Origin of the sequence: Paludibaculum fermentans, assembly GCF_015277775.1 — a bacterium.
GTDB lineage: Bacteria > Acidobacteriota > Terriglobia > Bryobacterales > Bryobacteraceae > Paludibaculum > Paludibaculum fermentans.
This window is the reverse complement of record NZ_CP063849.1, coordinates 9,383,414-9,406,137: the sequence shown is the minus strand read 5'-3', so window position 1 is coordinate 9,406,137 and position 22,724 is coordinate 9,383,414. Positions and strand designations below refer to the sequence as shown.

Here is a 22,724-nt window from a genome sequence, read left to right as displayed (position 1 = left end):
GAGCCCGCGGAACATCCGTGATACTTGGCGAACGATGAGCGAGTATCAAGAGTGAGACAACGCAGCAGAGGTAATGGCGGAATGACAAGCGTTCAAACGTACACAATGCCCGGCCGGGAAGAGACAGAACAACTCACACCGGCCGAATTGAGAGGAAGTTACCTGGTGGAGGGTTTGTTCGAGCCTGGCGAACTGCGCCTGGCCATTTCAGACCTGGACCGTCTGGTCATCGGCGGGGCCATGCCCACGCCCTCGCTACGGTTGCCATCGCTCAAGGAATTGGGTGGCGGTCCGTTTCTGGCCCGCCGTGAATTAGGCGTCATCAATGTAGGCGGCCCAGCAGTGGTCCGGGTGGATGGGCACGAGTATGAACTCGGCCCGATGGACGCGCTCTACGCCGGCGCTGGAACAAAAGACGTCGAATTCCTGGAGTCTCGAGACGGAGGGGAGGCGGCACTGTACCTCGTCAGCGCGCCTGCGCACAAATCCTATCCACCGGCGCTGGTCAGCCGGGCCGCCATGCAGGCATCCCCGCTGGGTGATACGCAGCATGCGTCGCGCCGCTGCATCTACAAGGCGATCCATCCCGCGGGCATCCCCAGTTGCCAGTTGGTGATGGGCTTCACGGAGTTGGAGGAAGGATCCGTCTGGAACACGATGCCTCCGCATACCCACTCGCGCCGCACGGAAATCTATCTGTATCTTGGGCTTGAGGATCAGATGGTGGTTCATCTCATGGGCGAACCCGAAAGAACCAAGAGCCTAATCGTGCGCGACCGCGAGGCAGTGCTGTCCCCATCCTGGTCCATCCACGCCGGCGCGGGCACGAGCAACTATCGTTTCGTCTGGGCCATGGCCGGGGAAAATCAGGACTTCGACGATATGGACAAGGTGGCGCTAGAGGAACTCGAGTAGGCCGTCAAGTGGAGGACAACGGGCTAAGAGGCCGCAGGTTCAACCCGCGCGGTGGAGCCGCGCACGATCAGGCTGGTCTCAATGGGAGTCAGCCCGCTGCCCGGCGCCGAAGTTTCTTCTAGCCCAGCCATCAGGCTCTGGAATGCCTGGCGTGCCAGGTCCAACCGGGGCAATCGCACCGTGGTTAGTGGTGGAATCGTGTACTCCGCCATGTGAATGTCATCGAAGCCGACCACTGACAGGTCCCGCGGGGCGCGGAGCCCTTCTACGTCCAGCCCCCGCAATACGCCCATCGCCGTCAGATCGTTCGAACAGAATACCGCCGTCGGCCGGACCGGAGCGCTCAGAAGCCGCTGGACCGCCTCGAAGCCGCCTTCCAGCTTGTGGTCGCCGGCCAGCAGCAAGGGACGCGCAGCCATCCATTCTGGCGCGGAGGTACAGCGCACGAACGCGTCCCGGCGGAGTTGCGCGGATTTGAGGTCGCTGGGTCCGCCGATGAACGCCAGGCGGCGGTGCCCCAAACGGTATAAATGCTGGACTGCCTGCCGGACACCCGCCTCGTAGTTCACCTGGATGTTGCCGATCCGGAGACCGGGCGGACCGATGTCGACGAACACCAGGGGGATCCTCCGGCCGGTGAGTTGTTCCATCAACGACGGTTCGATCTCGGAGGTCATCACCGCCACACCCTCCACCTTCCGCTCGATCATCCGCCGGACGGTGGTCGCCATGATGGCCGGATCGTAGTTGGTGGCGCCCAACAGGACGTCGTACCCGGCCTGCACGGCGAACTGTTCGAACCCCTGAATCAGCTCGGGGTAGAACGGGTTGGTGATGTCGGAGACAATCAGTCCGAGAATGCGGCTGCGGCCGGAGACCAACGCGCGGGCTTGCGTATTCGGCACGTAGCCAACCGCGTGGACGGCGCTCCACACCTTGGCCGCGATGGCCGGGCTGACGGATCGCACGCCGTTCACAGTGCGCGACACGGTCGCGACGGAAACGCCAGCACGTCTCGCCACCTCTCGGATGCCCATTCAAGTCTCAAACTAACACGGCGAACCAGGCCGGGCAATCGTTTTCCAGCAAATTGCGGCTATTGACAGTTACCCTTTCCAACTGATAGTTTTTGCGTGGAAAACGTTTTCCAGAGTACCGGAGAAACGCGTTGAACTCCGTCCTTAACCGATATCGGGTTCACTCCCGGAGAGCCATTCGCCTGTTCGCGGCCGCAACCGCGGCGGAGGCCGGAATGACCGCGGCCCCAGCCACTCCAGCATCCAGCCTGATCAGCCTCTCGACCGCCGACCTCGCGGTGATCTGCCTCTACTTCCTGCTCGTGCTGGCCATCGGCGTCTACCTGAAACGCCGCATCAAGGCGAGCGACGACTTCTTCTTCGCCGGTAAGGGCGTGGGCGCGTGGGTGGCGGGGCTGAGCTTCGTCGCCGCGAACCTTGGCACGCTGGAACTGCTGGGCTGGTCAGCCTCGGCCTATCAGTATGGGATGCTGGCCGTGCACTGGTATTGGATTGGCGCCGTGCCGGCAATGCTGTTCCTCGGCCTCGTCATGATCCCGTTCTACTACGTCTCGAAGGCCCACTCGGTGCCTGGCTACCTGATGCTGCGCTACGGCGAAGGCTCGCGACGCCTCTCCGCCGTCTCGTTCGCGGTCATGACGGTGCTGATGAGCGGCATCAATATGTACTCCATGGCCGTGGTGATGAAGGTGATTCTGGGATGGGACATCCACTTCAGCATCCTGGTCTCCACGATCACGGTGGGTGTCTACGTAGCGCTCGGCGGGCTCCTGTCCGCCATCGTCAACGAAGTCGTTCAGTTCGTACTGATCTGGGCTGGAACGCTCGCCATTCCAGTATTCGGGCTCATCGAGACGGGCGGCTGGAGCGGCATGGTCGCTCGCATCGCGCAGCGTGCCCCCACGCAGGACTACACCCACATCTGGCGAAACATGGGCGCCGCGGCCGACAACCCGATGGGCGTCCATTGGACCGGAATTGTCTTTGGACTGGGCTTCATCGGAGCCTTCGGCTACTGGACGACCGACTTCCTGGTAGTCCAACGTGTCATGGCAGCGAAGGACCTCCGAGCCGCGAGAATCGCTACCACCATTGGCGCGGCGTTCAAGATGCTCTTGCCCGCCATCGTGATCCTGCCCGGCTTGCTGGGCCTGGCAGTGCTGCCCATGCGCCTGACTGGCGAGGCCGAGGCCCTGAGAACCGGCGGCCACAGCTTCAATGAAGTGATGCCGCTGATGATGGCCCGTTACCTGGGCCCCGGATTCCTCGGCATCGGGGTCACCGCCCTGATCGCCGGATTCATGTCCGGCATGGCGGGCAACATCAGCGCATTCGCCACAGTTTGGACCTATGACATCCACAAGCCGGTGTTCAACCGCCTGGCGGATGATGCGAAGTGCCTCAGCGTGGGCCGCTGGTGCACGGTCGTCGGGCTCGCAGCCAGCATTGGCGCGGCCTACCTGGTCATGCAGTTCGCCAGCATCATGGATTATGTCCAGGCACTGTTCGGATTCTTCATTATTCCCCTGTTCGGCACCGTAATCCTTGGGATGTTGTGGAAGCGGGCCACACCCGCCGGAGGCTTCTGGGGTCTGTTGGCCGGAACCTCGTCCTCCATCCTGCTCTGGCTGGTCGTTAAGGTGAATCCTGCCGCGCTCGCCATCCTGGCACTCTCCGCTGACGCGCAACCCATGGCCGAAAACCTCTACCGCTTCATCTGGTCCTGGCTGGTGTGCATGATCGTCACGGTGATCGTCAGCCTAGCCACGAAACCCAAGCCGGAATCGGAACTGCAGGGTCTCGTTTACGGCCTGTCGGACATGCCCACCGAGGCGGGAGTCCCGTTCTACCGCCGGTCGATTTTTGCGGCGATCGTGGTCGCCGTCTTCTTCCTCATCCTCAACCTGATCTTCTGGTAGGCTCGCGTGGAACTACAGAGAGCAACTGATTTGACACCTGCAAAATCGGATAAACAGACTGCTAGTACCGCGTCAGTGAATTCCTCCGCGCTGACGCGAAAAGAGAGGGTGCAGCGCGCCCTTCACCGCGAGCCCGTCGATCGTCTCCCCACTCAGTCCAACTACACCAAGGTGATGGCGCGGACCCTCGCCGGCCACTTTCAAACGGACGAGGCTTCCCTGGCTGAGCGGTTGGACAACCACCTGCTGCGTGTGGACATCAGCCACACCCGTTCCATCAACGACGACGGCTCGATCGAATTCGACTGGTGGGGCGCCGGCTGGGACACACGAACAGAAGGCTATTGGCATTCCTTTGCCCCTTTGCATGAGGCGCTGGACCTCGATGCCTTCCGGTGGCCCGACCCGACCCAACAATCGTTGCTCGATGCAGCTGCGCGAACTATCCAACGTTTCGGCGGCGAACAGTTCATCGCCCCCAATCTCGGCATGTGCCTCTTTGAAAGAGCATGGTCTCTCCGTGGCTTCGATGCATTCCTGATGGACATGATCGACCGGACGGAATGGGTGGAGGACCTCCTCGACCGCATCACAGCGATCCAATGCGTTCTCGCGAAGAGATTTGTAGCGGCCGGGGTCCATGGCGGCTACTTCGGCGACGATTACGGAGCGCAACGCTCCATGCTGTTCTCCCCACGCATGTGGCGGAAGTTGTTCAAACCCCGCCTGGCGCAGATGTTCGCGGTGTTCACCGACGCAGGGCTGCCCGTAATCCTGCACTCCGACGGCGACATCCGCGCCATTCTGCCGGACCTCATCGAGATTGGACTCACCACCCTGAACCCCGTCCAGCCCGAGGTTCTCGACCATGTCTGGCTCTACCGCGAGTATGGCGCTAAGCTCAGCTTCTACGGCGGCGTCTCCACCCAGGGCGTGCTGCCCAACGGAACTCCGGAAGAAGTTCAAGCCGCGACTCTGGCCTGCGCCCGCAACCTGGCGCCCGACGGCACTGGCCTGATCCTGGGCGCTTCTCATCGCATGCAGTCCGACATCCCAACAGTGAACGTGGAGGCGATGCTCAATGCTCTCAACACTGCAGTCCGTTGAATGGACCGTCGATTCGCGCGCCCGCGCCCGGCGCATCACAGAGCAGTTCCGGCAGGAGTTCGGCGGGGAACCCGCCCTCTGGGCTCGCGCGCCAGGCCGCGTCGACCTCATGGGCAGCCATACCGACTACAACCTCGGCTTCGTACTCACCCTCCCCATCAGCAAGGACACCTGGATCGCCGCAAGGCCCCGCGAAGACGACCTCGTCCGCATGCGATCGATGAACCTCAGCGCCGCGGATGAGTTCCACCTCGGCCAGATTGACCGGGCCGACGATGCCAAGTGGCGCAACTACATTCGCGGCGTTCCCGCGATCCTGCGGCAGGAAGGCCTGGCTCTCAAAGGTTGCGACGCAATCGTCCACAGCACCGTACCTCTGGAGAGCGGCTTGAGCTCCTCAGCCGCACTGGAATGCGCCCTGGCCACTGTGTTCGAGGCGCTTGGCGGCTGGCGATTGCTGCCGCAACGCAAAGCCCAGCTCTGCCAGCGGGCCGAAAACGAGTTCGCTGGTGTGAACTGCGGGATCCTCGACCAGTACTCCGCCTGCCTGGGCCTGGACGGCTGCGCCCTGCTGCTCGACTGCCGCAATCTGTCCACGCGCACCGTGCACATCGCCGAGAACATCCACGTCGTCATCTGCAACACCATGAGCCGCCGCCGTCTGTCGGGTGGCGAGTACGCCCAGCGCCGGGCCGAGTGCGAACAGGGCGCGGCCATCCTCGGCGTAAAGGCCCTGCGCGATCTCGCACCCGGGGATCTCGCGGCCGGACGCCACCAACTCAGCGACACCGTGGCCAGGCGTTGCGAGTTCATCGTCGCCGAAAGTGCGCGAGTGGAGCTCCTGGCCCAGGCCTTGTCCGGAGACGACCGGAAGGCCGTCGCCGCGCTTTGTGCAGGATCCTTTGCCGGAGCAAAGGACCTTTACGAGATCGTCTCCCCGGCCATGGAAACAATGATGGCCTGCATGCTGGGCGCTCCAGGTGTTCTCGGCGCCAGACAGGCCGGAGCCGGCTTCGGAGGCTGTATGGTAGCCCTCGTGGACGCCGCCCAAACCAGCGCCTTCCGCGCTTCGGTCATCGACTCCTACAGCCGTTCCACGCAGAAGGCGCCGGAGATTTGGCCCGTCACAGGCGCCCGGGGTGCCGAAGCATTCCACCTCTGAGCCTGGTGATTGCGGAGTATTGCTTGCTGCCGCCCCCGGCCAACCAGCACACTGAAATGGATGCCAAGGACTGCCTGGGGCTGGTTGATCACGCCTGAAGAACTCGAATCCTGGATTCTGTCCCAGGATGAGCATCTCCTTGTCATCAACAAGCCAGGCCACGTTCTCTGCCACCCTTCAAAGCACGGCCCATGGTCAAGCCTGGTCGGCGCCTGCCGCGAGTACTTATCCGCCGAGGTCCTGCACATGCCCTCCCGCCTGGACCGCGAAACCAGCGGGGTGATGTTGCTGGCCCGCGATCATGACCTCGGCTCCCGCCTGCAAAGGGCCATCCAGAACGGACAGGTGCGAAAAAGCTATCTAGCCATTCTCGAAGGCAGCCTCGACGCTCCAATCGAGGTGGACCAACCCCTGGCCATCTCAACGGATTCGGTCGTTCGCCTGAAGCGAGCGGTAACCCCAGGCGGCCAGCAGGCGCACACCCGGTTTGAACCCCTGGAACAGTCTGGAGGCTACACTCTCACCCGCGTGCGCCCAACGACGGGCCGTCTCCACCAGATCCGCGTCCATGCGGCCCACATCGGCCATCCGGTCGCCGGAGACAAACTCTACGGCCCCGACGAAACGCTCTTCCTCCGCTTCATCGATCACGGCTTCGATGAACACCTGCAGGCCGCCCTGCCCTTCCACCGGCACGCTCTACACGCGGCCGCGCTGACTTTCGAGCTGGAATCAGGCCCCTTGGTATTTGAAGCTCCACTCGCCCAGGACATGGCGGATTTCTGGAGCAGTCTCCTACCCTGCCCGGCTTCCGGAGTTTCTAGAATGGAAGAGCCCTGATAGTTCTCGTGGAGTGTTTTTTATGGAACTGCCCGCCATCGGCTCAGCCCTCACCATTCAGTACAAGAGAAACCCTACCGTCTACTCGGATCCCGCCCTCAGCCCGCGCCTCTACTTCGGCCGGGTGGTGCGGCACGAAGGCGAATGGAGCTTCGTCGCCACCTTGGGCAACTACGACAACGTCCCCCAGGAGACCTCGATCGAGTGGACAGGGGACGAAACTGGCTGGGAGGACCGCGAGTTCCATCAGCCCATCGAAAACATCAACTTCAGCCCCAGCGCCGACCAGATCGCCTTAGGCGAGGAACTCGCCGCTCTACCCGAAGAGGTGCCCGCCCCCGATAGCCCCACCCGCCCGGTGGATGAGTTGCGGCTGCGCTTCCTCGCCGCCGGATTCGAAGCCGGCTGGCTCAACGACCTCGACAAGCCAGTCGTTTTTTACTCCGACGACTTCCCGGATGCCACCGCAACCGCCTCGCGCTGGAACCGGCAGGAGTTGGCGAGCTTCGAGCTCAGCGACGAGCGTGTCTATCTCGTGTGGCCGGTAGAAGGCCGCCCCGAAGAGGAATGGGGCGTTGAACTCAAACGCCAGGAAGACGGCGTCTTCTACTCCAAATCAGAGGCCTTCGGGGACGAATTCGAAGCCAAACTGGAGCGGCGCGACGGCTACCATACCCTCATCGGCCTCTGGGGCAGCGACGAGTTCCTCAGTTTCTTTGGCGCTATCCTGCCTGATCCAAAATAATCAGGCCAGGTCAATCAGATACATCTGCCGGCCGGTCCCGCCATGGGCGGAATCGATCACCACCTTGCGGCCATCCGGGCTATACCGGGGATGGGTGTCGCAGCGCCATTCGCCCACATACTCCTTGGGCGCGGGGAAACTGCCGAGCGGCACCTTCTTGCCTGTCGCCAGTTCATACAGAAAGACGTTCTGGTTGCGCTGCTTGTCAGGATAGGTATCGTTGAGGATGTACCGCCCACCCGGCAGATACGTGCAGTGGCCGTTCACGGTCATGACGTCAGGACCAATACACTCCACCTGCTCCGTCCTATCTTTGTACAGATAGAACTTCTCGCCCTTCGAGGGATGCCACGCCCAGGCCAGCACATGATCCGGGTCGCGCCAGATGAAGTGAGAGGTCTTCCCGTGAGGATCCAGGATGAACAACTCCTTCCCCTCGCGGTTCGCCGTGAACATCCGCGTGGAGAAGCCCGTCCCTTCCTTGTCGCCGCGCCACCGGTGCAGGAAGATGAACCGCGACCCGTCGGTGTTGTACAGCAGGTGGTTGAACCAGTGCTTCGCGCCGTTCGAATACCCGCCTGGATACGGAATGCGCGCGGCTTCTGAGAACGGAATCAACAGCTCATTGCGGCCCGATGCCAGGTCCATGCGCCAGATGCCCGCATCCTCCGGAACCAGTTTGTCCTTGTTCGGATCCGGCAGCCCCGCATAACCGTACCCCGGCCTGCAGTCGTTCAGCCGCCGGAAATCGGGGTAGATCGCAGTCTTCCCATCCGGGCTCAGCGTATAGACCGGCGCGGGCAGTTGCCGCGTCCGGCCCGTCTTCAGATTGTGGACCTTCGACACAAACCGCCCGTCCACGCGATCGTTCCAGATCACCTCATCGCGCGAACCCGGCAGCCACTGCAGCATCGCCCCCTGCTGCCAGTTCCACGCCCTCGTCTCGCCGATCGTCTTCCACTGGTCGCCATTCCCCGTATCGATGACCCCCAACTGGATCACATCGTCAGGCCGTGGGGAGCGGTGTTCAAAGTCCACCTGCATCCCCAGCACGCGCCGCGACGCCGGATCGAACTGCAGCTTGTCGTAATAGCCGAACCAGTGAAAACCAGGCGCCTTGGTGATCGCCCGGATCTTCACCGGCTCGCCCTTCAGAAGTACGGCTGCGGACGAAAAGAGAAAACTGCGTCGGTTGAGCATCAGAAACCGACCAGCATACCTCCATCCACCGGCAGAACGACACCATTTACAAACCGGGCCGCCGGGGAACAAAGATACACGGCCGCCCAGCCGATGTCTTCCGGCAGACCAAATCGCCCCAGCGGAGTCCGGTCCAGCACCTTCTGCTTCCGCGCCGGATCACCCGCCATCGCCTTTCTCGAAATGTCCGTCTCGATAAACCCCGGAGCCACTCCGTTCACGCGGATCCCCTTCGGAGACAGGTCTACCGCCAGCGAGCGCACCATGCCCAAGTACGCCGACTTTGCCGTCGTATACGCAAACACGCGCGGCACGCCGAAGAACGAAGTCATCGACGCCGTGAAAAGAATGTTGCCGCGCCCACGCTCCACCATTCCTGGCACCACCGCCCTGGTGAGCGTGTACGCGCCCGTGACGTGCGTGTCCATCAACTGCCGGAACTCCGCCTCTTCGGTCTCTTCAATCGACTTCTTGAAATGGTTGCCGGCGTTGTTGATCAGAATCGAAACGTCGCCATACCGTGCCTTCACATCGGCCACCAGTTCACCCGCGCGGCTGGTCTCCGCGATGTCGTGAACGGCGTAGCCGGCCTTCGGTCCCAGTTCCTGGGCCGCCGCCTCCAGATTCTCCTTGCGGCGCCCGACGAGGATCACCTGGGCCCCCGCCGCCACCAGTGCGTGCGCCATCGCCCGGCCCAGGCCGGTGGCGCCTCCTGTGATTAACGCGACTTCGCCTTCCAGTGAGAAAGCTTCCGCCAGAGACATGAACCCAGTGGTGTCTGACATAGTGGAGTGATTACTGATATGTTAATTCACAGCTATGGAAAATGCAGTAGCACTGGCAAAGTACTCCTTCGGAATGGGTGACCGTTTCGCCCAGCAGGGCCGCGCTCAACTGGCCGCCTGCGCCAAAGCGGCTGCCCTGGGCGCCGAAATTATTCCCGTCTGGAACAAGAGCAACCGCGAGCACATGATCGTCGGATCCAAGCCGCCCAGCGTACGCGCCGAGGCCGATGCCGCTGTCGCTGCTCTCGGCTGGACCAAGCCCTATCACGTGGATGCCGATCACATCAATCTCGGTACCGTCGAGGGCTTCCTCACCGCCAGCGACTTCTTTACCCTCGACGTCGCCGACTCCATCGGTAAGTCCGCCGAGCCTGACGCCGTGGACGCCTTCGTCCAACGTCACGGCGACTTCGGCGGAGCCTTCGGCCTCACCAGGGAGAAGGTTCACAAGGCGGCCGTCAAATACCTGTTCGCCGCGGAAGATGCCGGCCGCATCTACCGCCGCATCGAGTCCGCGCGAGGCGCCGGCACCTTCGTCACGGAAGTCTCCTGCGACGAAACAGACGCCCCTCAGACGCCGGATGAACTCCTGGTGATCCTGGCCGCGCTCGCCGACCAGAAGATCCCGGCCCAAACCATCGCCCCCAAATTCACCGGCCGCTTCAACAAGGGCGTCGACTATGTCGGTGACCCAGCACAGTTCGAGCGCGAGTTCCTTGACGACATCGCCGTCATCGCCCACGCGGTGAAGGAGTTCGGCCTTCCCGCGAACCTCAAGCTCAGTGTCCACTCGGGCAGCGACAAGTTCTCCATCTATCCCGCCATCCGCCGCGCCATGCAGTCCACCGGAGCGGGCGTCCACCTCAAAACTGCGGGCACCACCTGGCTGGAAGAACTCATCGGACTGGCTGAAGCCGGCGGCGAGGGACTGGCCATGGCGAAACTCGTTTATGCCGAAGCCTTCGCGCACAGCGCGGAACTCTGCGCCCCCTACGCCGCGGTGATCGACATCCACGAGGCAAGCCTTCCTTCACCCGCAACCGTGAATGAATGGAGCGCCACCGACTACGCGTCCGCGCTGCGCCACGACCAGGGCAACCCGGCCTTCAACGCCAACCTGCGCCAACTGTTGCATGTCGGCTACAAAGTCGCCGCCAAGCTTGGCGAGAGCTACCTGCGGATGGTACGGGAGTGCGAGGAGAGCGTCGCCCGCAACGTAACCGAGAACCTCTTCGACCGCCATATCGCCCGCGTCTTCCTGTAACGCGCATCGCCCTCGAAATCGCCCGGGGCGTCGCCATTCACTCCCCGACGCCTCGGGCAGCCCTCACGATCCTGCCTGCCGGCCTTCCTTATTCAGAGCCCTCGATGGAACCTCTCAGCGTGACGCACTATAATAGCCGTCATTGCAATGCTGGGCCGTACCTTTCTCCTCTCCCTCGTCTCCCTCTGCCTTCTGGCCGAGGATTGGCCGACCTATCACGGTAGCGCCGCCAATACGAAGTACTCCACTCTCGACCAGATCAACACCGCCAATGTCAGCCGCCTGAAACTCGCCTGGCGCTACGACACCGGTGACGCTTTCGATGGTTCCGAGATGCAGTGCAACCCGATCATTGTCCGCGGAGTCATGTACGTCAGCTCACCCAAGCTGCGCATCCTTGCCCTCGACGCCGCCACCGGCAAGCTGAAGTGGAGTTTCGATCCCAACAGGAACAAGCCCGTCACCGGGAAGACCCGCAATCGCGGCCTCAACTACTGGGAGAGCGGCGCCGACCGCCGGCTTTACTTCTCGTCCAGCAACTGGCTCTACGCCCTCAATGCCGACACCGGCCAGCCCGTACCCTCCTTCGGCACGGCCGGCCGCATCGACCTGCGCCAGAACCTGGGCCGCGATGCCACCAATCTCTCCATCACCGTAACCACCCCCGGCGTAGTCTACAAGGACATTCTGGTAATCGGCAGCCTGGTGAGCGAGGGTCTGCCCGCCGCCCCCGGCCACATCCGGGGCTATGACGTCCGCACAGGCAAACTGCGTTGGATGTTCCGGACCATTCCTTCGCCGTCCGACCCCGCCGCCACCACCTGGCCGAAAGGCGCCCAGGACTACATCGGCGGCGCCAACAGTTGGGCCGGCATCACCATGGACGAAAAACGCGGCATCGTCTATGTCCCCACCGGCTCCGCAGCCTTCGATTTCTATGGCGCCAACCGCATCGGTGACAACCTCTACGCCAATTGCCTGCTCGCGCTGAAGGCCGAGACGGGCGAAAAGCTCTGGCACTTTCAGTTCGTCCATCACGACACCTGGGACCGTGACCTGCCCACTGCCCCCACGCTCGTCACCGTGAATCGCGACGGCAAACCGGTCGACGCAGTAGCCCAAATCACCAAATCCGGCTGGATCTGGCTCTTCGACCGCGTCACCGGCAAGACCCTCTTTCCGTACGAAGAGAAGCCCGTCCCGCCCTCCGACGTCGACGGCGAACTCCTCGCCAAAACCCAGCCGTTGCCCCTCAAGCCGGCCCCCTTCGCCCGCCAGCAGTTCACAGAGGACGAGGTCACCAACCGCACAAAGGAGGCGCACGACACCGTCCTGGAACGCCTCAAGCAGGTTCGCAGCGGCCCTCAGTTCACGCCCCCCAGCCGTCAGGGCACCGTCGTCTTCCCTGGCTTCGACGGCGGAGGCGAATGGGGTGGAGCCTCCTACGATCCCCAGACTAACCTGCTCTATATCAACGCCAACGAGATGGCCTGGATCCTCCGCCTCGTCCCCAAGGACGCAGGCAAGATCGCCACCGGCCGCATCCTCTACAACCGCAACTGCGCCGGCTGCCACCGCGAAGACATGGCAGGCAGTCCGCCCGAGTTCCCTTCCCTCCAAAACCTGATCTCCAGGCGTAGCGAGGAACAGGTTGCCCAGATTATGCACAAAGGCGCCGGCCGCATGCCCGGCTTCGCTCACCTCAAGGAACCCGCCCTCGACGCCATCCTCCGCTACTTGTTGAAGGGTGAAGACAAGGAGGTCATCCAGACCGTCTCGGGTCCGCCCTCCCCCATCGACCTCAAGTACACGATGGATGGCTACAACAAGTTCCTCGACCCCGACGGCTACCCAGCCGTGAAACCGCCATGGGGCACCCTCAACGCCGTCAACATCGACACCGGCGAGTACGCCTGGAAGATCCCATTTGGCGAAATCCCTGAACTGGTCGCCCAGGGGGTGCGAAACACCGGCAGCGAGAACTACGGCGGGGCCGTCGTCACGGCCGGCGGCCTCCTCTTCATCGGAGCCACCAACGCCGACAACAAGTTCCACGCCTTCGACAAACGCACCGGCAAACTGTTGTGGGAATTCACCATGGACGCCGCCGGCAACTCCACCCCTTCCACGTACACAGTGAACGGAAAGCAATACGTTGTCATGGGGGCGGGCGGGGGCAAGTGGAAGGGCCACTCGGGCGGCTCTTACTACTCTTTCGCTCTGCCGGACTAAACTGCTAGACTCCGGCCATGTCTCCCAATGTGGCACGCCCGGTGGCGTGGATCATTCAATTCGTTCTTCTGGCCTTCTGGGTGGGTGTGGTCCCCTACATCCTGTGGCGAGTCTACGCCATGAGCAAGGATGTCGCGGACATCAAAGTGCTACTTAAATCGCTATTGGAAGAACAAAAGAAAAAGGGCGCCGCCCCGCTGCCGGAGCCGCGCCCTGAATCCTTGGAGAGCTGACTAGAAGTTCACGACGCCCGCGAAGTCTTCCGGCTTCAGCGCGGCTCCGCCCACCAGCGCGCCGTCGATATCCGGCTTCGCCATCAGGCCCTTCACGTTGTCGGGCTTCACGCTGCCGCCATAGAGGATGCGAACCGCCGCCGCGGCCTCCGCCCCGAACTTCGCCGCCACCAGGTCGCGGATCGCCTTGTGCGTGTCCTGCGCGATCTCGGGGGTAGCTACTTTGCCGGTGCCGATGGCCCAAACAGGCTCGTAGGCAATCACGATTTTGGCGAACTCTTCCGGCGTCAGGCCGGCGATCCCGCCGTTGAACTGCGTGGCCAGCACTTCGTTTGTGCGGCCGGATTCGCGCTCTTCCAGGAGCTCACCCACGCAAACCATGGGGATCAGCCCGGCTTCCAGAGCGGCCTTGGTGCGCTTCAGCACCGTCTCGTCGGTCTCGTGGAAATACTGGCGGCGTTCGCTGTGGCCGATGATCACATACGTGCAACCGGCTGCCTTCAACATGGCCGGCGTAACTTCCGCGGTGAAAGCGCCTTCCTTGTTCTGCCAGTAGCAGTTCTGGCCACCAATACCCACGCGGCTGCCCGCGGCCGCTTCCACGGCGGCGGCGATGTCGACAAAGGGAGGGCAAATCGCGACGTCCGCATGCGTGGACGTGGCCACCAGCGGCAGGAACTTTTCGAAGAATGCTTTCGTTTCCGCCGGCGTCTTGAACATCTTCCAGTTGCCGGCCATCAAAGGAGTGCGCATGATTCTATTTTAGCCTGTTTCCGGACCACTCAGTCTGAATCGGGGCGAGCGGCGTACCGCCCGCCCCGGTCCTCTCCGCTTACTGACCCTTCGCGATCTTGTCGACGATCGCCGCTGTAAACCCATCCACGAACGGACCTCCGAACGTGTCGAAGTTCTCCTTCGTCATGTAGTCCATGAGGATGTCGGGATACACTCCGACGTTCTCCATGTGATTGGCCGGAGGAAAGTCGGGAGTTACCGCCAGCTTGCTGCGCGTGACAAACGTGCGCGTCACCCGGGTCGCACTTTCGGAGTACGTGGTGGCGTTGTACGCGGCTGGATTGCCGCCGCCGCCATCGGTCCGCATGCCGAACACAGTCGCGCGGCCGCCATCCTGCAGCATCATCGTGAAGGCTTCGCCCGCCGAGATGGTAAACTCATCGGTCACCACCAGAATCGGCTTCTTGTACGCCACCACCGCGCCCGTCTTGTCCGTGGCCGGAGGAACGTTCTCGAAGCTCAGCGTGCAAACGGGCAGCGAACCGGTCCGGCCGCGATTCTCCGACAGCGCCGCCTTCACCTCGTTCAGGTACGCGGTATACAGGTCAATCGCGTACTGCGGAGCATTGGCCTTCTTCGCCGCGGTCAGGGTCGTAGAGAAGAAGTTCACCCAGGTCTGCGTCGCGCGCATCTCGTAGGCGACGCCGCGAAACGGCTGCGGGAATAGATACTGCTCCAACGACTGCGTATAGCACAGGTTTCCGCCGCCATTGTTCATGACGTCTATCACCAGACCATCCGTATTGGCGTTAAAGTAGGCCATCTCCGAAGCGAACTGCGTGAGCGCCAAAGTCGAGTTCGTCGGCGTCATATCCGGAATGCGGATGAACCCGATGTTATAGCCGCCGGACTTGTACGTGCCGGAGAAGAACTCATCGGTGCTGCCAAACCCAAGCCGGTACTGGAAGTTCCCAGGCAGGTCGAACATCGGATAGAAGTAACTGAACCCCGTGGAGCCCACCTTCGTGTGGATGCCTTCCATCGTCTGAAATTCCTTCAGCGGCACCATGTACTCGGGCACTGACTCTTCCACCGGTGCGGCCTTCTCCCGAGTCAGGCCACGGTCGTTGCGGCCGGCAGCCACCGCGGCGCGAAATGCACTGCCCGTGGAATGACGATCCATCTTGTCGATGCCGCGCCGGGAAAGCAGCGCACGGGTGGCAGCCACCGGATCCGGCCGTTTGTAGGAGCTCAGGTCAAAGCCGGGCACCGGCCCGACGGTGATCATGGGCGTGCCCGATTTCACCCACGGCACGGTGTAGGTCGCTTCCGTGCCATCCAGGCCGCGCACCACAATCACGGCGGAATCGCCGATCAGGCCGGCCGGAGGCATCAGCGTCTGCAGGCGGTATGTGATCGCATCGGCTGCCAGCCGGCGGCGCGTGATCACGTTGCCCGACCCGTCAGCCGCATAGGGGACGAACTGCTGGATCAGGTCCTCAACTGGAATCCCGTCCACCGAAACCAGTTCGGAGCCCACATCAATCGGAAAGAGGCGCCTTGGCAGAGTCGTCCGGTCCACACCTTCAATCAGGACTTTGCCATCATAGATATCCACCAGAATCCGCATATCCGCAACGAAGTCCGAGGGAATATAGAACTCGTCATGGCTGTCCTGCAGGCTCGCCACATAGCGCACGCACAGATCCAGAAACTCTATATCACTCTTTGAAGTCTTGACCTTTTCTACCCAGGGCTTGACATTGTACAGGTCAAAGCCCATCACGTCGCGCTTCCACTCATACGGAGCGTAGTTTTTCGCGTACAACCCCGCCAGTTGTAGAAAATCCGATACCTTCTGATCCGTCGTCAGTTGGCCGAAGCAGACTGGCGAGAGACACAGCAGGAACACTGCGGCATTTCTCAAAAGCATTCGTTCACCCTTTTGTGGTTAATTCCAAAATCAGACTCAGTAGACCCGGTCATTGGCAATAATAACCCGTTCCGCGGCCTGATGGAGAACGCTGTGATATGCTCGCCCCACCACCATGCTGCGCCGATCCTTCCTCCAGGCCCTACCAGCGGCGGCCTGGGCCGCGCAACCCGCCGCGGCCCGCCCAAACATCCTCTATGTGCTGGCCGACGACATGGGCTGGGGCGACCTGGGCTGCTACAATCCCGAATCAAAGATTCCCACCCCCCACCTCGACAAACTGGCCGCGCAGGGCGTCCGCTTCACAGACATGCACTCCCCCTCCTCGGTGTGCACGCCCACCCGCTATGGCATTCTGACTGGCCGCTACTGCTGGCGCTCCTCCCTCAAGTCCGGAGTCCTCCAGGGTTACTCCCCCAATCTCATCGAGCCCGGCCGCCCCACCGTGGCCTCTCTACTGAAGAACGCCGGCTACAATACCGCCGCCTTCGGCAAATGGCACCTCGGTTTGGGCACGGCCGCCAAGACCGATTACTCCAGGCCGCTGCATCCCTGCCCCGTCGACCACGGCTTCGAAACCTTCTACGGGATTCCCGCCTCGCTCGACATGCCGCCTTACCTCTGGGTCGACCAGGACCACGCAGCCGAACCGCCCACTGCCGAGACGCCCGGCGACACCGGCTTCGGCGGTTCCCAGGGCCGTTTCTATCGCGGCGGCGCCATCTCTCCTTCCTTCAAAATCGACGAAGTCCTCCCCACCATCACGCGCAAGGCTGAAGAGTTCCTTCGCGCCCGCCGGGCCGCCGCCAACCCGTTCTTCCTCTATGTGCCCCTGACAGCGCCCCACACCCCCTGGGCGCCCAAGCCGGAGCAGCAAGGCAAGTCGCGCGCCGGGCTCTACGGCGACTTCGTCACCCAGGTCGACGACTCGGTGGGCCGCATCCTCACGGCCCTCGAACAGTCCGGCCGCGCCGCCAGTACGCTCGTCCTGTTCGCCAGCGACAACGGGGCCTACTGGAAGCCCGCCAACATCGACGAAACCGGCCATCGCGCCAATGCCAACTGGCGCGGCATGAAGGCCGACATCTACGACGGCGGCCACCGCATCCCCTTCCTCGCCCGCTGGCCCGGCCGGATCACACCCGGCGGCGTATCCAAACAATTGGGCTGCCTCACGGATCTCTGCGCCACAGCCGCCGAACTCGCTGGCGTCGGATTGCCCCGCGACTCCGCCGAAGACAGCTTCTCCCTCGCCCCTGCCCTGCTTGGTACCCGGCCCGTCACCGCGGTCCGCGACGCCGTCATCCATCACTCTGCCCAGGGACTCTTCGCCGTCCGCCGCGGCCCCTGGAAACTGGCGTTGGGGCGCGGCTCCGGAGGCTTCACTCAACCGGCCGCCATCACCCCCGCGGCAGGCGAACCGCAGGGCGAGTTATACAATATGGCCGACGACCCGCAGGAGACACGCAATCTCTGGGCGGACAAACCCAGCGTGGTCCAGTCGCTGACAGCACTACTCGATCAGTACCGTAGTGATGGCCGCAGCCGCCCCCTGCTGACGCGCTGACCAGGATGCGTAATAGAATGGCTGCTCATGCCTAACGGCAATACGCTTGTCCTGTTTACGCTCTGCTCCATCGGACTCCTTCTGGTCCTCATCCTCTGGGCGCGGCTGCATGCCTTCCTCGCCCTGATGATCACCAGCATGGCGCTCGGGCTGGCGTGCGGCATGAAGCCGCTCCAACTCCTGAAGTCCATCCAGAACGGCTTTGGGGAGGCGCTGGGCTTCATCGCCGTGGTGGTCGCGCTCGGCGCCATGATCGGGCGGTTCCTGGAGTACTCAGGCGGCGGCCGCGCACTGGCCGACTGGGTCCTCGCCCGCTTCGGGCCCGGCCGCGCCACCTGGGCCGTCCTGCTCTCTTCGTTCCTGATCGGTCTGCCCATCTTCTTCGAGGTGGGCTTCATTATCCTCGTGCCGCTGGTCTACAGCCTGGCGCGCGAGTCTAAAAAGTCTCTCCTGTATTACGGCTTGCCGCTCGCCGCGGCCTTGACTGTCACGCATGCCATGGTCCCGCCGCACCCGGCGCCGGCCGCTGCCGCCCAACTGCTGGGCGCGGATCTCGGCAAGACCATCCTCTTCAGCATCGCGGTCTCTATCCCAATGGCCATCTCCGGCGGCATCTTCTACAGCCGCTGGATCGCCAGGCGCCTCTTCATCCCCGTACCGGAGCGCGCCGCCAAAGTGGTGGAGTGCTCCAATCGCCCCGCTCCGCCCGTGCCCCTGGTCATCTTGCTCCTCCTGCTGCCGGTGATTCTGATCTTCGCCGCCACCATCTCCAACGCGAACGCTCTCGCGGGCAAAGAGGTGTTCGCCTTCTTTGGACACCCGTTCACCGCGCTCACCGTTACGGCCCTGGCCGCTATGTTCTTCCTTGGCTTCCGCTGCGGCCTCAACCGCGCCGATATCGCCCGCATGGCCAACGAGTCCATGGCCCCCATCGGAGCGCTGCTGGCCATCATGGGCGGCGGCGGCGCGTTCAAGCAGGTGATCGTGGATTCCGGTGTCGGACCGTACGCCGGCAAGCTGCTGGCGGATTCCAACATGTCCCCGCTGGTTCTGGCTTATCTGGTTGCCGCCGCCATGCGCGTGGCCCAGGGCTCCGCCACCGTGGCCATCATCACCGCCGCGGGCATCGTTGCACCGCTGGTGAAGGGAATCCCCGGCTACACGCCGGAGATGATCGTCCTCGCCTTGTGCTGTGGCGGCACCATCCTGTCGCACGTGAACGATGCCGGCTTCTGGTTGGTCAATCAGTCTTTTGAAATGACCGTGCCGCAGACGTTACGCTCCTGGACGGCAATGAAGGTCATCACGTCCGGAGTCGGCCTGGTCATCGTACTGCTGGCCCAGATGATCTTCTTCCGCTAACCGCGGCCCTCAGACAAAAAGAAAGCCGGCACAGGGGCCGGCTCTCAAATTCGTCATCCCAGCCGCCTGCTTACGCAGGAGTCTTCGTGCAGAAACGGTCGAACGCTTCCACCAGGATCTTCGCGATCTCAGGAGCTTGGCGGCTCTCGATCTCGAAGCGGTGCAGCGCCCAAACCAACTGGCCGTCACGAAACAAAGCCATCGACGGCGACGAGGGCGGAATCCCCTTCAGGTGCTTCTCGCGCAGCGCAGCCGTAGCCGCCACGTCCGCACCTGCGAAAACGGTCGCGGCCACGTCGGGCCGGTTGGTATGCTGCAGCGCCATGCCGATCGCCGGACGAGCCTTACCGGCGGCGCAACCGCACACCGAATTTGTGATCATCAACACAGTGCCGGGCGTCGCTACGGTTTCGTCCACCGCTTCCGGCGTCCGCGCTTCCACCACACCGAACTTGGTCAGATCTTCCCGCATGGGAATGATCAATGGCTCTGGATAAGGCATGCTTCTAGAATCTCACGAATCCTAACCAATCCGTACTGTCTCGCCCGGCTTGGTCGTGTGTTCAGTCACTTTACCCCCGGCGCTCACCTTGCAGGTGCCCCCCAAAGTCGAATGCAAGGTCGCCGACTCCAGCTTTCCGCCGCTCCAGGACATATCGACAACATAGCCGCCGCGGGCATGCAAACCCTTCACGCTGCCCTTGCTCCACTCGTCCGGCAAGGCCGGCAGCAGGCGGATCACCCCGTTGTGGCTCTGCAACAGCATCTCGGCGATCCCGGCCGCGCCACCGAAGTTGCCGTCAATCTGGAACGGCGGATGCGCGTCGAACAGATTCTCATAGCTGCCGCCGCCCGACGAGTAGTTCGTCTTTGTACTGTTTGAACCCACCGGAGCGAGCAGCATCTTCAACAACTTATGCGCCCGGTTCCCATCCCCCAGCCGCGCCCACAGATTGATCTTGTAGGCCAGCGACCAGCCCGTCGAAGCGTCTCCACGCGCATCCAGCGATTTCACCGCGGCTTTTGCCAGTTCAGGCGTCCCGTCCGGCGTGATCTCGGATCCGGGATACAGCCCCCACAAATGCGACACGTGCCGGTGGTGTGGCTCCGGCTCAGGATACTCTTCCAGCCATTCCATGATCCGTCCGTCAGAGCTGACTCGCGTTGGTGCCAGCCGCGCCCGCTTCGCTTCCAACTCTTTGCGGAAGTCGGCATCAATGCCTAAAACCTTCGACGCCTCGATGCAGGCCCCGAACAGGTAGCGAAGCAGTTGCATATCCACCGCCGGCCCCATGCATACATGCGCCCGACGCCCGTCCGGCAACTGGAAGGCATTCTCCGGCGAATTGGCCGGAGCCGTCACCAGCCACTGGTGCGACCTCTCTTCAATCAGCATGTCGGCGTAGAAGCGCGCTGAACCCTGCATCACCGGATAGGCTTTCTCGAGATACGCCCGGTCCTGGGTGAACAGGTAGTGATCCCACAAATGCTGGCACAACCACGCCGATCCGCTCGTCGTCGCACCCCAGGAAGCGCTCTCCCCCGGCGACGTGAAGCCCCAGGGATTCGTCACAACATGCGCCACCCAGCCGCGCGCGTTGTAGTACGCTTTGGCCGTCTTCGATCCCGGCTCCACCAGCGACTCAATCAGGGCAAACAGCGGGGCATGCAGGTCGCTCAGCCCGCCCGACTCAGCCGGCCAATAGTTCATCTGGACGTTTACATCCAGGTGCCAGTCCGAGTTCCAGGGCGTCTCCAACTCCTCGGCCCAGACACCCTGCAGATTGGCGGGCAGCCCGCCCGGCCGCGACGACGAGATCAGCAGATACCGGCCGTATTGAAAATAAAGGGCGGCCAGCCCCGGATCCTGAGCTCCTTCAAACGCCTTGATCAGCCGCTTCGGCGTGGTCAACTCGTTGTTGCCCGGCCCCAGATCGATCGAGACCCGCTGGAAGTACTTCCGGTAATCCGCCTGGTGCGCGCTCACTAGCCCGACATACGTACGCCGTGCCAGCTTCAGCATGTCCGCCCGTGTCGCGGCCACCGGGTCCTTGACGTTCCGTCCTCCAAATCCCTGGTAGTCGGTCGCCGCGGTGATGAACAGAATCGCCGCGTCCGCCCCCTGAACCTTGATCGCGTCTCCGTCCACGGTCATCGTCCCGCCGCGCACCATCAGCCGCAGCCGCGCCGCGAACTTCACGCCTTTCCCGTCCGTCCCGTTGTCTAACTGCCCTGTCATCAACAGGGTGTCGCGCCCTTCGGCCTTCACCGCAGCTCGTTCTGGCCGGTCCAAATTGGCTTCGAACGTCAAGTTCCTTAGTTTCGATGCCGTCAGCCGCACGATGATCGCCTGGTCCGGAGCACTGACAAACGCGTCCCGCGTGTACTTGACTCCGTCCTGCTCGTACTCCACCAGGCCCATGGCGGTTTCGAGGTCCAGCTCGCGGCGGTAGTTCTTCACTTCGCCGCCCTGGGGAAACTTCAATCGAAGATTGCCCAGGATCTGGTACCGGCCGAACGGCACGATGCCGCCCTTGGGATTGTGCGAACCGGCCCCCTGGCAGATGAAGTTCTTGTTCACCAGCGCCTCGGCTTCAAAGTTCTTTCCTTCCAGCAGCAGCCGGCGGATCTCCGGCAGCACTTCCGCCGCATTGGGCCGGTCCGCGTCCTGCCTGCTCCCGGCCCACACCGAGCTTTCGTTCAGGACGATGCGTTCTTCAGGAACCCCACCAAAGACCATGGCGCCCAACCGCCCATTCCCGAGCGGCAGCGACTGCTGGAACTTCAAACCCGGTTCATCAAACCAGATGCGCAAGCTGCTCTTCTTCTTCACCGGGGGCATCGGAGCGGCCGCGGCCGCCACAGGCAGGCTCTGCAGGAACGTGCGTCTGCGCATCACTCACTCTCCTCTTCCGTTTTCGGAGTGTCTACTTGTACAGGCCCTTCAGATCGTTCAGGCGGACGCGCCACGGATCCGCGAACGCGGTGAGGCCATTCCACATGCTGACCTTCGTGCCCTCGGCATTGAACCACCGGACAGGCACTTCCACCACGCGAAAACCATGCTTATGAGCGATATAGAGGATCTCGACATCGAAGCCGAAGCCTTCACTCTGCTGCCGGGCCGCCACGATGCGCGCAACGTCGGCGCGTAACATCTTGAAACCGCACTGCGTGTCGCGATAGGGCAATCCCGTGGCCAGGCGCATGATCAGGTTGAAGAAACGTCCGGCGAACTCCCGCAGAAAAGACTGGTGCTTCCCCACCAGCGAGCGGTCCAACGCGCGCGACCCAATCGCGCCATCGGCCTTCTCGCGCCGCACCGCGGCGATCAGTTTGTCCAGTTCCTGAATCGGAGCGGAAAGGTCGGCATCGCTGAACAGCACCCAGTCGCCCTTCGCCTCCTGCATGCCGTGCCGCACCGCATAGCCCTTGCCACGGTTGCCAGGATTCGAAACCAGCCGCACCCGGCTGTCCCGCAGCGCTGTTTCGCGCACGATTTCGGCCGTTCTGTCCCTCGATCCGTCATCGACCACCACCACTTCCACGAAGTCGAAACCCTTTGAATCTAAATAGGATTTGACCGTCTCGAGACTACCGGGGAGACGCTGCTCTTCGTTGTATGCCGGAATGATGATCGAAAGAGACCGCAAGCTCCCTATTATAATGGGGTTTTCCCTAGGAGTTT

Annotated in this window: 19 protein-coding genes; 11 read left to right on the top strand and 8 right to left on the bottom strand. The window is 62.7% G+C overall.

Annotation, left to right across the window (positions count from 1 at the left end; translation table 11 throughout):
- Positions 1-81 precede the first annotated feature (81 nt).
- Complete coding sequence (kduI, locus tag IRI77_RS37335; protein WP_228486521.1) at positions 82-915, top strand: 5-dehydro-4-deoxy-D-glucuronate isomerase; 834 nt, start codon at positions 82-84, stop codon at positions 913-915.
- A 23-nt stretch (positions 916-938) separates the two neighbouring features.
- On the opposite strand, the gene IRI77_RS37330 is transcribed toward kduI, so the two are convergent.
- Positions 939-1,952 (bottom strand): LacI family DNA-binding transcriptional regulator, encoded by a 1,014-nt coding sequence (locus IRI77_RS37330; protein ID WP_194449998.1) that lies wholly within the window; start codon positions 1,950-1,952, stop codon positions 939-941.
- A gap of 215 nt (positions 1,953-2,167) precedes the next feature.
- On the opposite strand from IRI77_RS37330, the gene IRI77_RS37325 reads away from it, so the two are divergent.
- The 5 genes from IRI77_RS37325 (at position 2,168) to IRI77_RS37305 (ending at position 7,725) form a co-directional block, all read left to right on the top strand.
- Positions 2,168-3,871: a sodium:solute symporter family protein gene (locus IRI77_RS37325; RefSeq protein ID WP_194449997.1), complete on the top strand. Its 1,704-nt coding sequence runs from the start codon at positions 2,168-2,170 to the stop codon at positions 3,869-3,871.
- A gap of 108 nt (positions 3,872-3,979) precedes the next feature.
- Positions 3,980-4,978, top strand: coding sequence for a uroporphyrinogen decarboxylase family protein (locus IRI77_RS37320; protein WP_194449996.1), 999 nt, complete (start codon positions 3,980-3,982; stop codon positions 4,976-4,978).
- Positions 4,953-6,140, top strand: a complete 1,188-nt coding sequence (galK, locus tag IRI77_RS37315) for a galactokinase (protein ID WP_194449995.1) — start codon at positions 4,953-4,955, stop codon at positions 6,138-6,140. The genes IRI77_RS37320 and galK overlap by 26 nt, the downstream gene beginning before the upstream one ends.
- Positions 6,141-6,200: 60 nt before the next feature.
- On the top strand, positions 6,201-6,980 hold the full coding sequence (locus tag IRI77_RS37310) for an RluA family pseudouridine synthase (protein WP_194449994.1): 780 nt from the start codon (positions 6,201-6,203) through the stop codon (positions 6,978-6,980).
- Positions 6,981-7,002: 22 nt separating this feature from the next.
- Positions 7,003-7,725: a hypothetical protein gene (locus tag IRI77_RS37305; protein ID WP_194449993.1), complete on the top strand. Its 723-nt coding sequence runs from the start codon at positions 7,003-7,005 to the stop codon at positions 7,723-7,725.
- On the opposite strand, the gene IRI77_RS37300 is transcribed toward IRI77_RS37305, so the two are convergent.
- A complete protein-coding gene (locus IRI77_RS37300) occupies positions 7,726-8,925 on the bottom strand; it encodes a TolB family protein (RefSeq protein WP_194449992.1) in 1,200 nt (399 codons plus the stop codon).
- Positions 8,925-9,710 carry an SDR family NAD(P)-dependent oxidoreductase gene (locus IRI77_RS37295; RefSeq protein WP_228486519.1) on the bottom strand — a complete coding sequence of 262 codons (786 nt, stop codon included), beginning with the start codon at positions 9,708-9,710 and terminating at the stop codon, positions 8,925-8,927. Before IRI77_RS37295 ends, IRI77_RS37300 begins: the two co-directional genes overlap by 1 nt.
- Positions 9,711-9,744: 34 nt before the next feature.
- Between IRI77_RS37295 and IRI77_RS37290 the strand changes: the two genes are divergently transcribed.
- From IRI77_RS37290 to IRI77_RS37280, 3 genes are all read left to right on the top strand, one after another.
- Positions 9,745-10,974 (top strand): tagaturonate epimerase family protein, encoded by a 1,230-nt coding sequence (locus IRI77_RS37290; protein WP_194449991.1) that lies wholly within the window; start codon positions 9,745-9,747, stop codon positions 10,972-10,974.
- Positions 10,975-11,121: 147 nt separating this feature from the next.
- Positions 11,122-13,206: an outer membrane protein assembly factor BamB family protein gene (locus tag IRI77_RS37285; RefSeq protein WP_194449990.1), complete on the top strand. Its 2,085-nt coding sequence runs from the start codon at positions 11,122-11,124 to the stop codon at positions 13,204-13,206.
- 17 nt (positions 13,207-13,223) lie between these two features.
- Positions 13,224-13,439, top strand: coding sequence for a hypothetical protein (locus IRI77_RS37280; protein ID WP_194449989.1), 216 nt, complete (start codon positions 13,224-13,226; stop codon positions 13,437-13,439).
- Here IRI77_RS37280 and tpiA read toward each other — a convergent pair whose 3' ends face one another.
- Together tpiA and IRI77_RS37270 are read right to left on the bottom strand one after the other, a co-directional pair.
- Positions 13,440-14,192: a triose-phosphate isomerase gene (gene tpiA, locus IRI77_RS37275; protein ID WP_194449988.1), complete on the bottom strand. Its 753-nt coding sequence runs from the start codon at positions 14,190-14,192 to the stop codon at positions 13,440-13,442.
- 79 nt (positions 14,193-14,271) lie between these two features.
- On the bottom strand, positions 14,272-16,107 hold the full coding sequence (locus IRI77_RS37270; RefSeq protein ID WP_194449987.1) for a S41 family peptidase: 1,836 nt from the start codon (positions 16,105-16,107) through the stop codon (positions 14,272-14,274).
- 115 nt (positions 16,108-16,222) lie between these two features.
- On the opposite strand from IRI77_RS37270, the gene IRI77_RS37265 reads away from it, so the two are divergent.
- Both IRI77_RS37265 and IRI77_RS37260 read left to right on the top strand, forming a co-directional pair.
- On the top strand, positions 16,223-17,674 hold the full coding sequence (locus tag IRI77_RS37265) for a sulfatase family protein (protein ID WP_194449986.1): 1,452 nt from the start codon (positions 16,223-16,225) through the stop codon (positions 17,672-17,674).
- Positions 17,675-17,701: 27 nt separating this feature from the next.
- Positions 17,702-19,036, top strand: a complete 1,335-nt coding sequence (locus tag IRI77_RS37260; protein WP_194449985.1) for a GntT/GntP/DsdX family permease — start codon at positions 17,702-17,704, stop codon at positions 19,034-19,036.
- Between the two features lie 70 nt (positions 19,037-19,106).
- Here the strand turns inward: IRI77_RS37260 and IRI77_RS37255 are convergent, their stop codons facing one another.
- From IRI77_RS37255 to IRI77_RS37245, 3 genes are read right to left on the bottom strand one after another with little or no spacing between them, the layout of a single operon-like run.
- Positions 19,107-19,538: a BrxA/BrxB family bacilliredoxin gene (locus IRI77_RS37255; protein WP_194449984.1), complete on the bottom strand. Its 432-nt coding sequence runs from the start codon at positions 19,536-19,538 to the stop codon at positions 19,107-19,109.
- A 21-nt stretch (positions 19,539-19,559) separates the two neighbouring features.
- Entirely contained in the window at positions 19,560-21,932 is a 2,373-nt protein-coding gene (locus IRI77_RS37250) for a glycoside hydrolase family 95 protein (RefSeq protein ID WP_194449983.1), read from the bottom strand.
- Positions 21,933-21,963: 31 nt separating this feature from the next.
- Positions 21,964-22,689 carry a dolichyl-phosphate beta-glucosyltransferase gene (locus IRI77_RS37245; protein ID WP_194449982.1) on the bottom strand — a complete coding sequence of 242 codons (726 nt, stop codon included), beginning with the start codon at positions 22,687-22,689 and terminating at the stop codon, positions 21,964-21,966.
- Between the last annotated feature and the right edge of the window lie 35 nt (positions 22,690-22,724).

What these genes read in the sequence shown, in the direction of transcription:
- IRI77_RS37265 (WP_194449986.1), top strand. Translation starts at nt 16,223, where the DNA reads ATGCTGCGCCGATCCTTCCTCCAGGCCCTACCAGCGGCGGCCTGGGCC.
- IRI77_RS37280 (WP_194449989.1), top strand. Translation starts at nt 13,224, where the DNA reads ATGTCTCCCAATGTGGCACGCCCGGTGGCGTGGATCATTCAATTCGTT.
- tpiA (WP_194449988.1), bottom strand. Translation starts at nt 14,192, where the DNA reads ATGCGCACTCCTTTGATGGCCGGCAACTGGAAGATGTTCAAGACGCCG.
- kduI (WP_228486521.1), top strand. Translation starts at nt 82, where the DNA reads ATGACAAGCGTTCAAACGTACACAATGCCCGGCCGGGAAGAGACAGAA.
- IRI77_RS37290 (WP_194449991.1), top strand. Translation starts at nt 9,745, where the DNA reads ATGGAAAATGCAGTAGCACTGGCAAAGTACTCCTTCGGAATGGGTGAC.
- IRI77_RS37325 (WP_194449997.1), top strand. Translation starts at nt 2,168, where the DNA reads ATGACCGCGGCCCCAGCCACTCCAGCATCCAGCCTGATCAGCCTCTCG.
- IRI77_RS37250 (WP_194449983.1), bottom strand. Translation starts at nt 21,932, where the DNA reads ATGCGCAGACGCACGTTCCTGCAGAGCCTGCCTGTGGCGGCCGCGGCC.
- IRI77_RS37330 (WP_194449998.1), bottom strand. Translation starts at nt 1,952, where the DNA reads ATGGGCATCCGAGAGGTGGCGAGACGTGCTGGCGTTTCCGTCGCGACC.
- IRI77_RS37255 (WP_194449984.1), bottom strand. Translation starts at nt 19,538, where the DNA reads ATGCCTTATCCAGAGCCATTGATCATTCCCATGCGGGAAGATCTGACC.
- galK (WP_194449995.1), top strand. Translation starts at nt 4,953, where the DNA reads ATGCTCTCAACACTGCAGTCCGTTGAATGGACCGTCGATTCGCGCGCC.
- IRI77_RS37285 (WP_194449990.1), top strand. Translation starts at nt 11,122, where the DNA reads ATGCTGGGCCGTACCTTTCTCCTCTCCCTCGTCTCCCTCTGCCTTCTG.
- IRI77_RS37295 (WP_228486519.1), bottom strand. Translation starts at nt 9,710, where the DNA reads ATGTCAGACACCACTGGGTTCATGTCTCTGGCGGAAGCTTTCTCACTG.
- IRI77_RS37310 (WP_194449994.1), top strand. Translation starts at nt 6,201, where the DNA reads ATGCCAAGGACTGCCTGGGGCTGGTTGATCACGCCTGAAGAACTCGAA.
- IRI77_RS37260 (WP_194449985.1), top strand. Translation starts at nt 17,702, where the DNA reads ATGCCTAACGGCAATACGCTTGTCCTGTTTACGCTCTGCTCCATCGGA.
- IRI77_RS37300 (WP_194449992.1), bottom strand. Translation starts at nt 8,925, where the DNA reads ATGCTCAACCGACGCAGTTTTCTCTTTTCGTCCGCAGCCGTACTTCTG.
- IRI77_RS37270 (WP_194449987.1), bottom strand. Translation starts at nt 16,107, where the DNA reads ATGCTTTTGAGAAATGCCGCAGTGTTCCTGCTGTGTCTCTCGCCAGTC.
- IRI77_RS37305 (WP_194449993.1), top strand. Translation starts at nt 7,003, where the DNA reads ATGGAACTGCCCGCCATCGGCTCAGCCCTCACCATTCAGTACAAGAGA.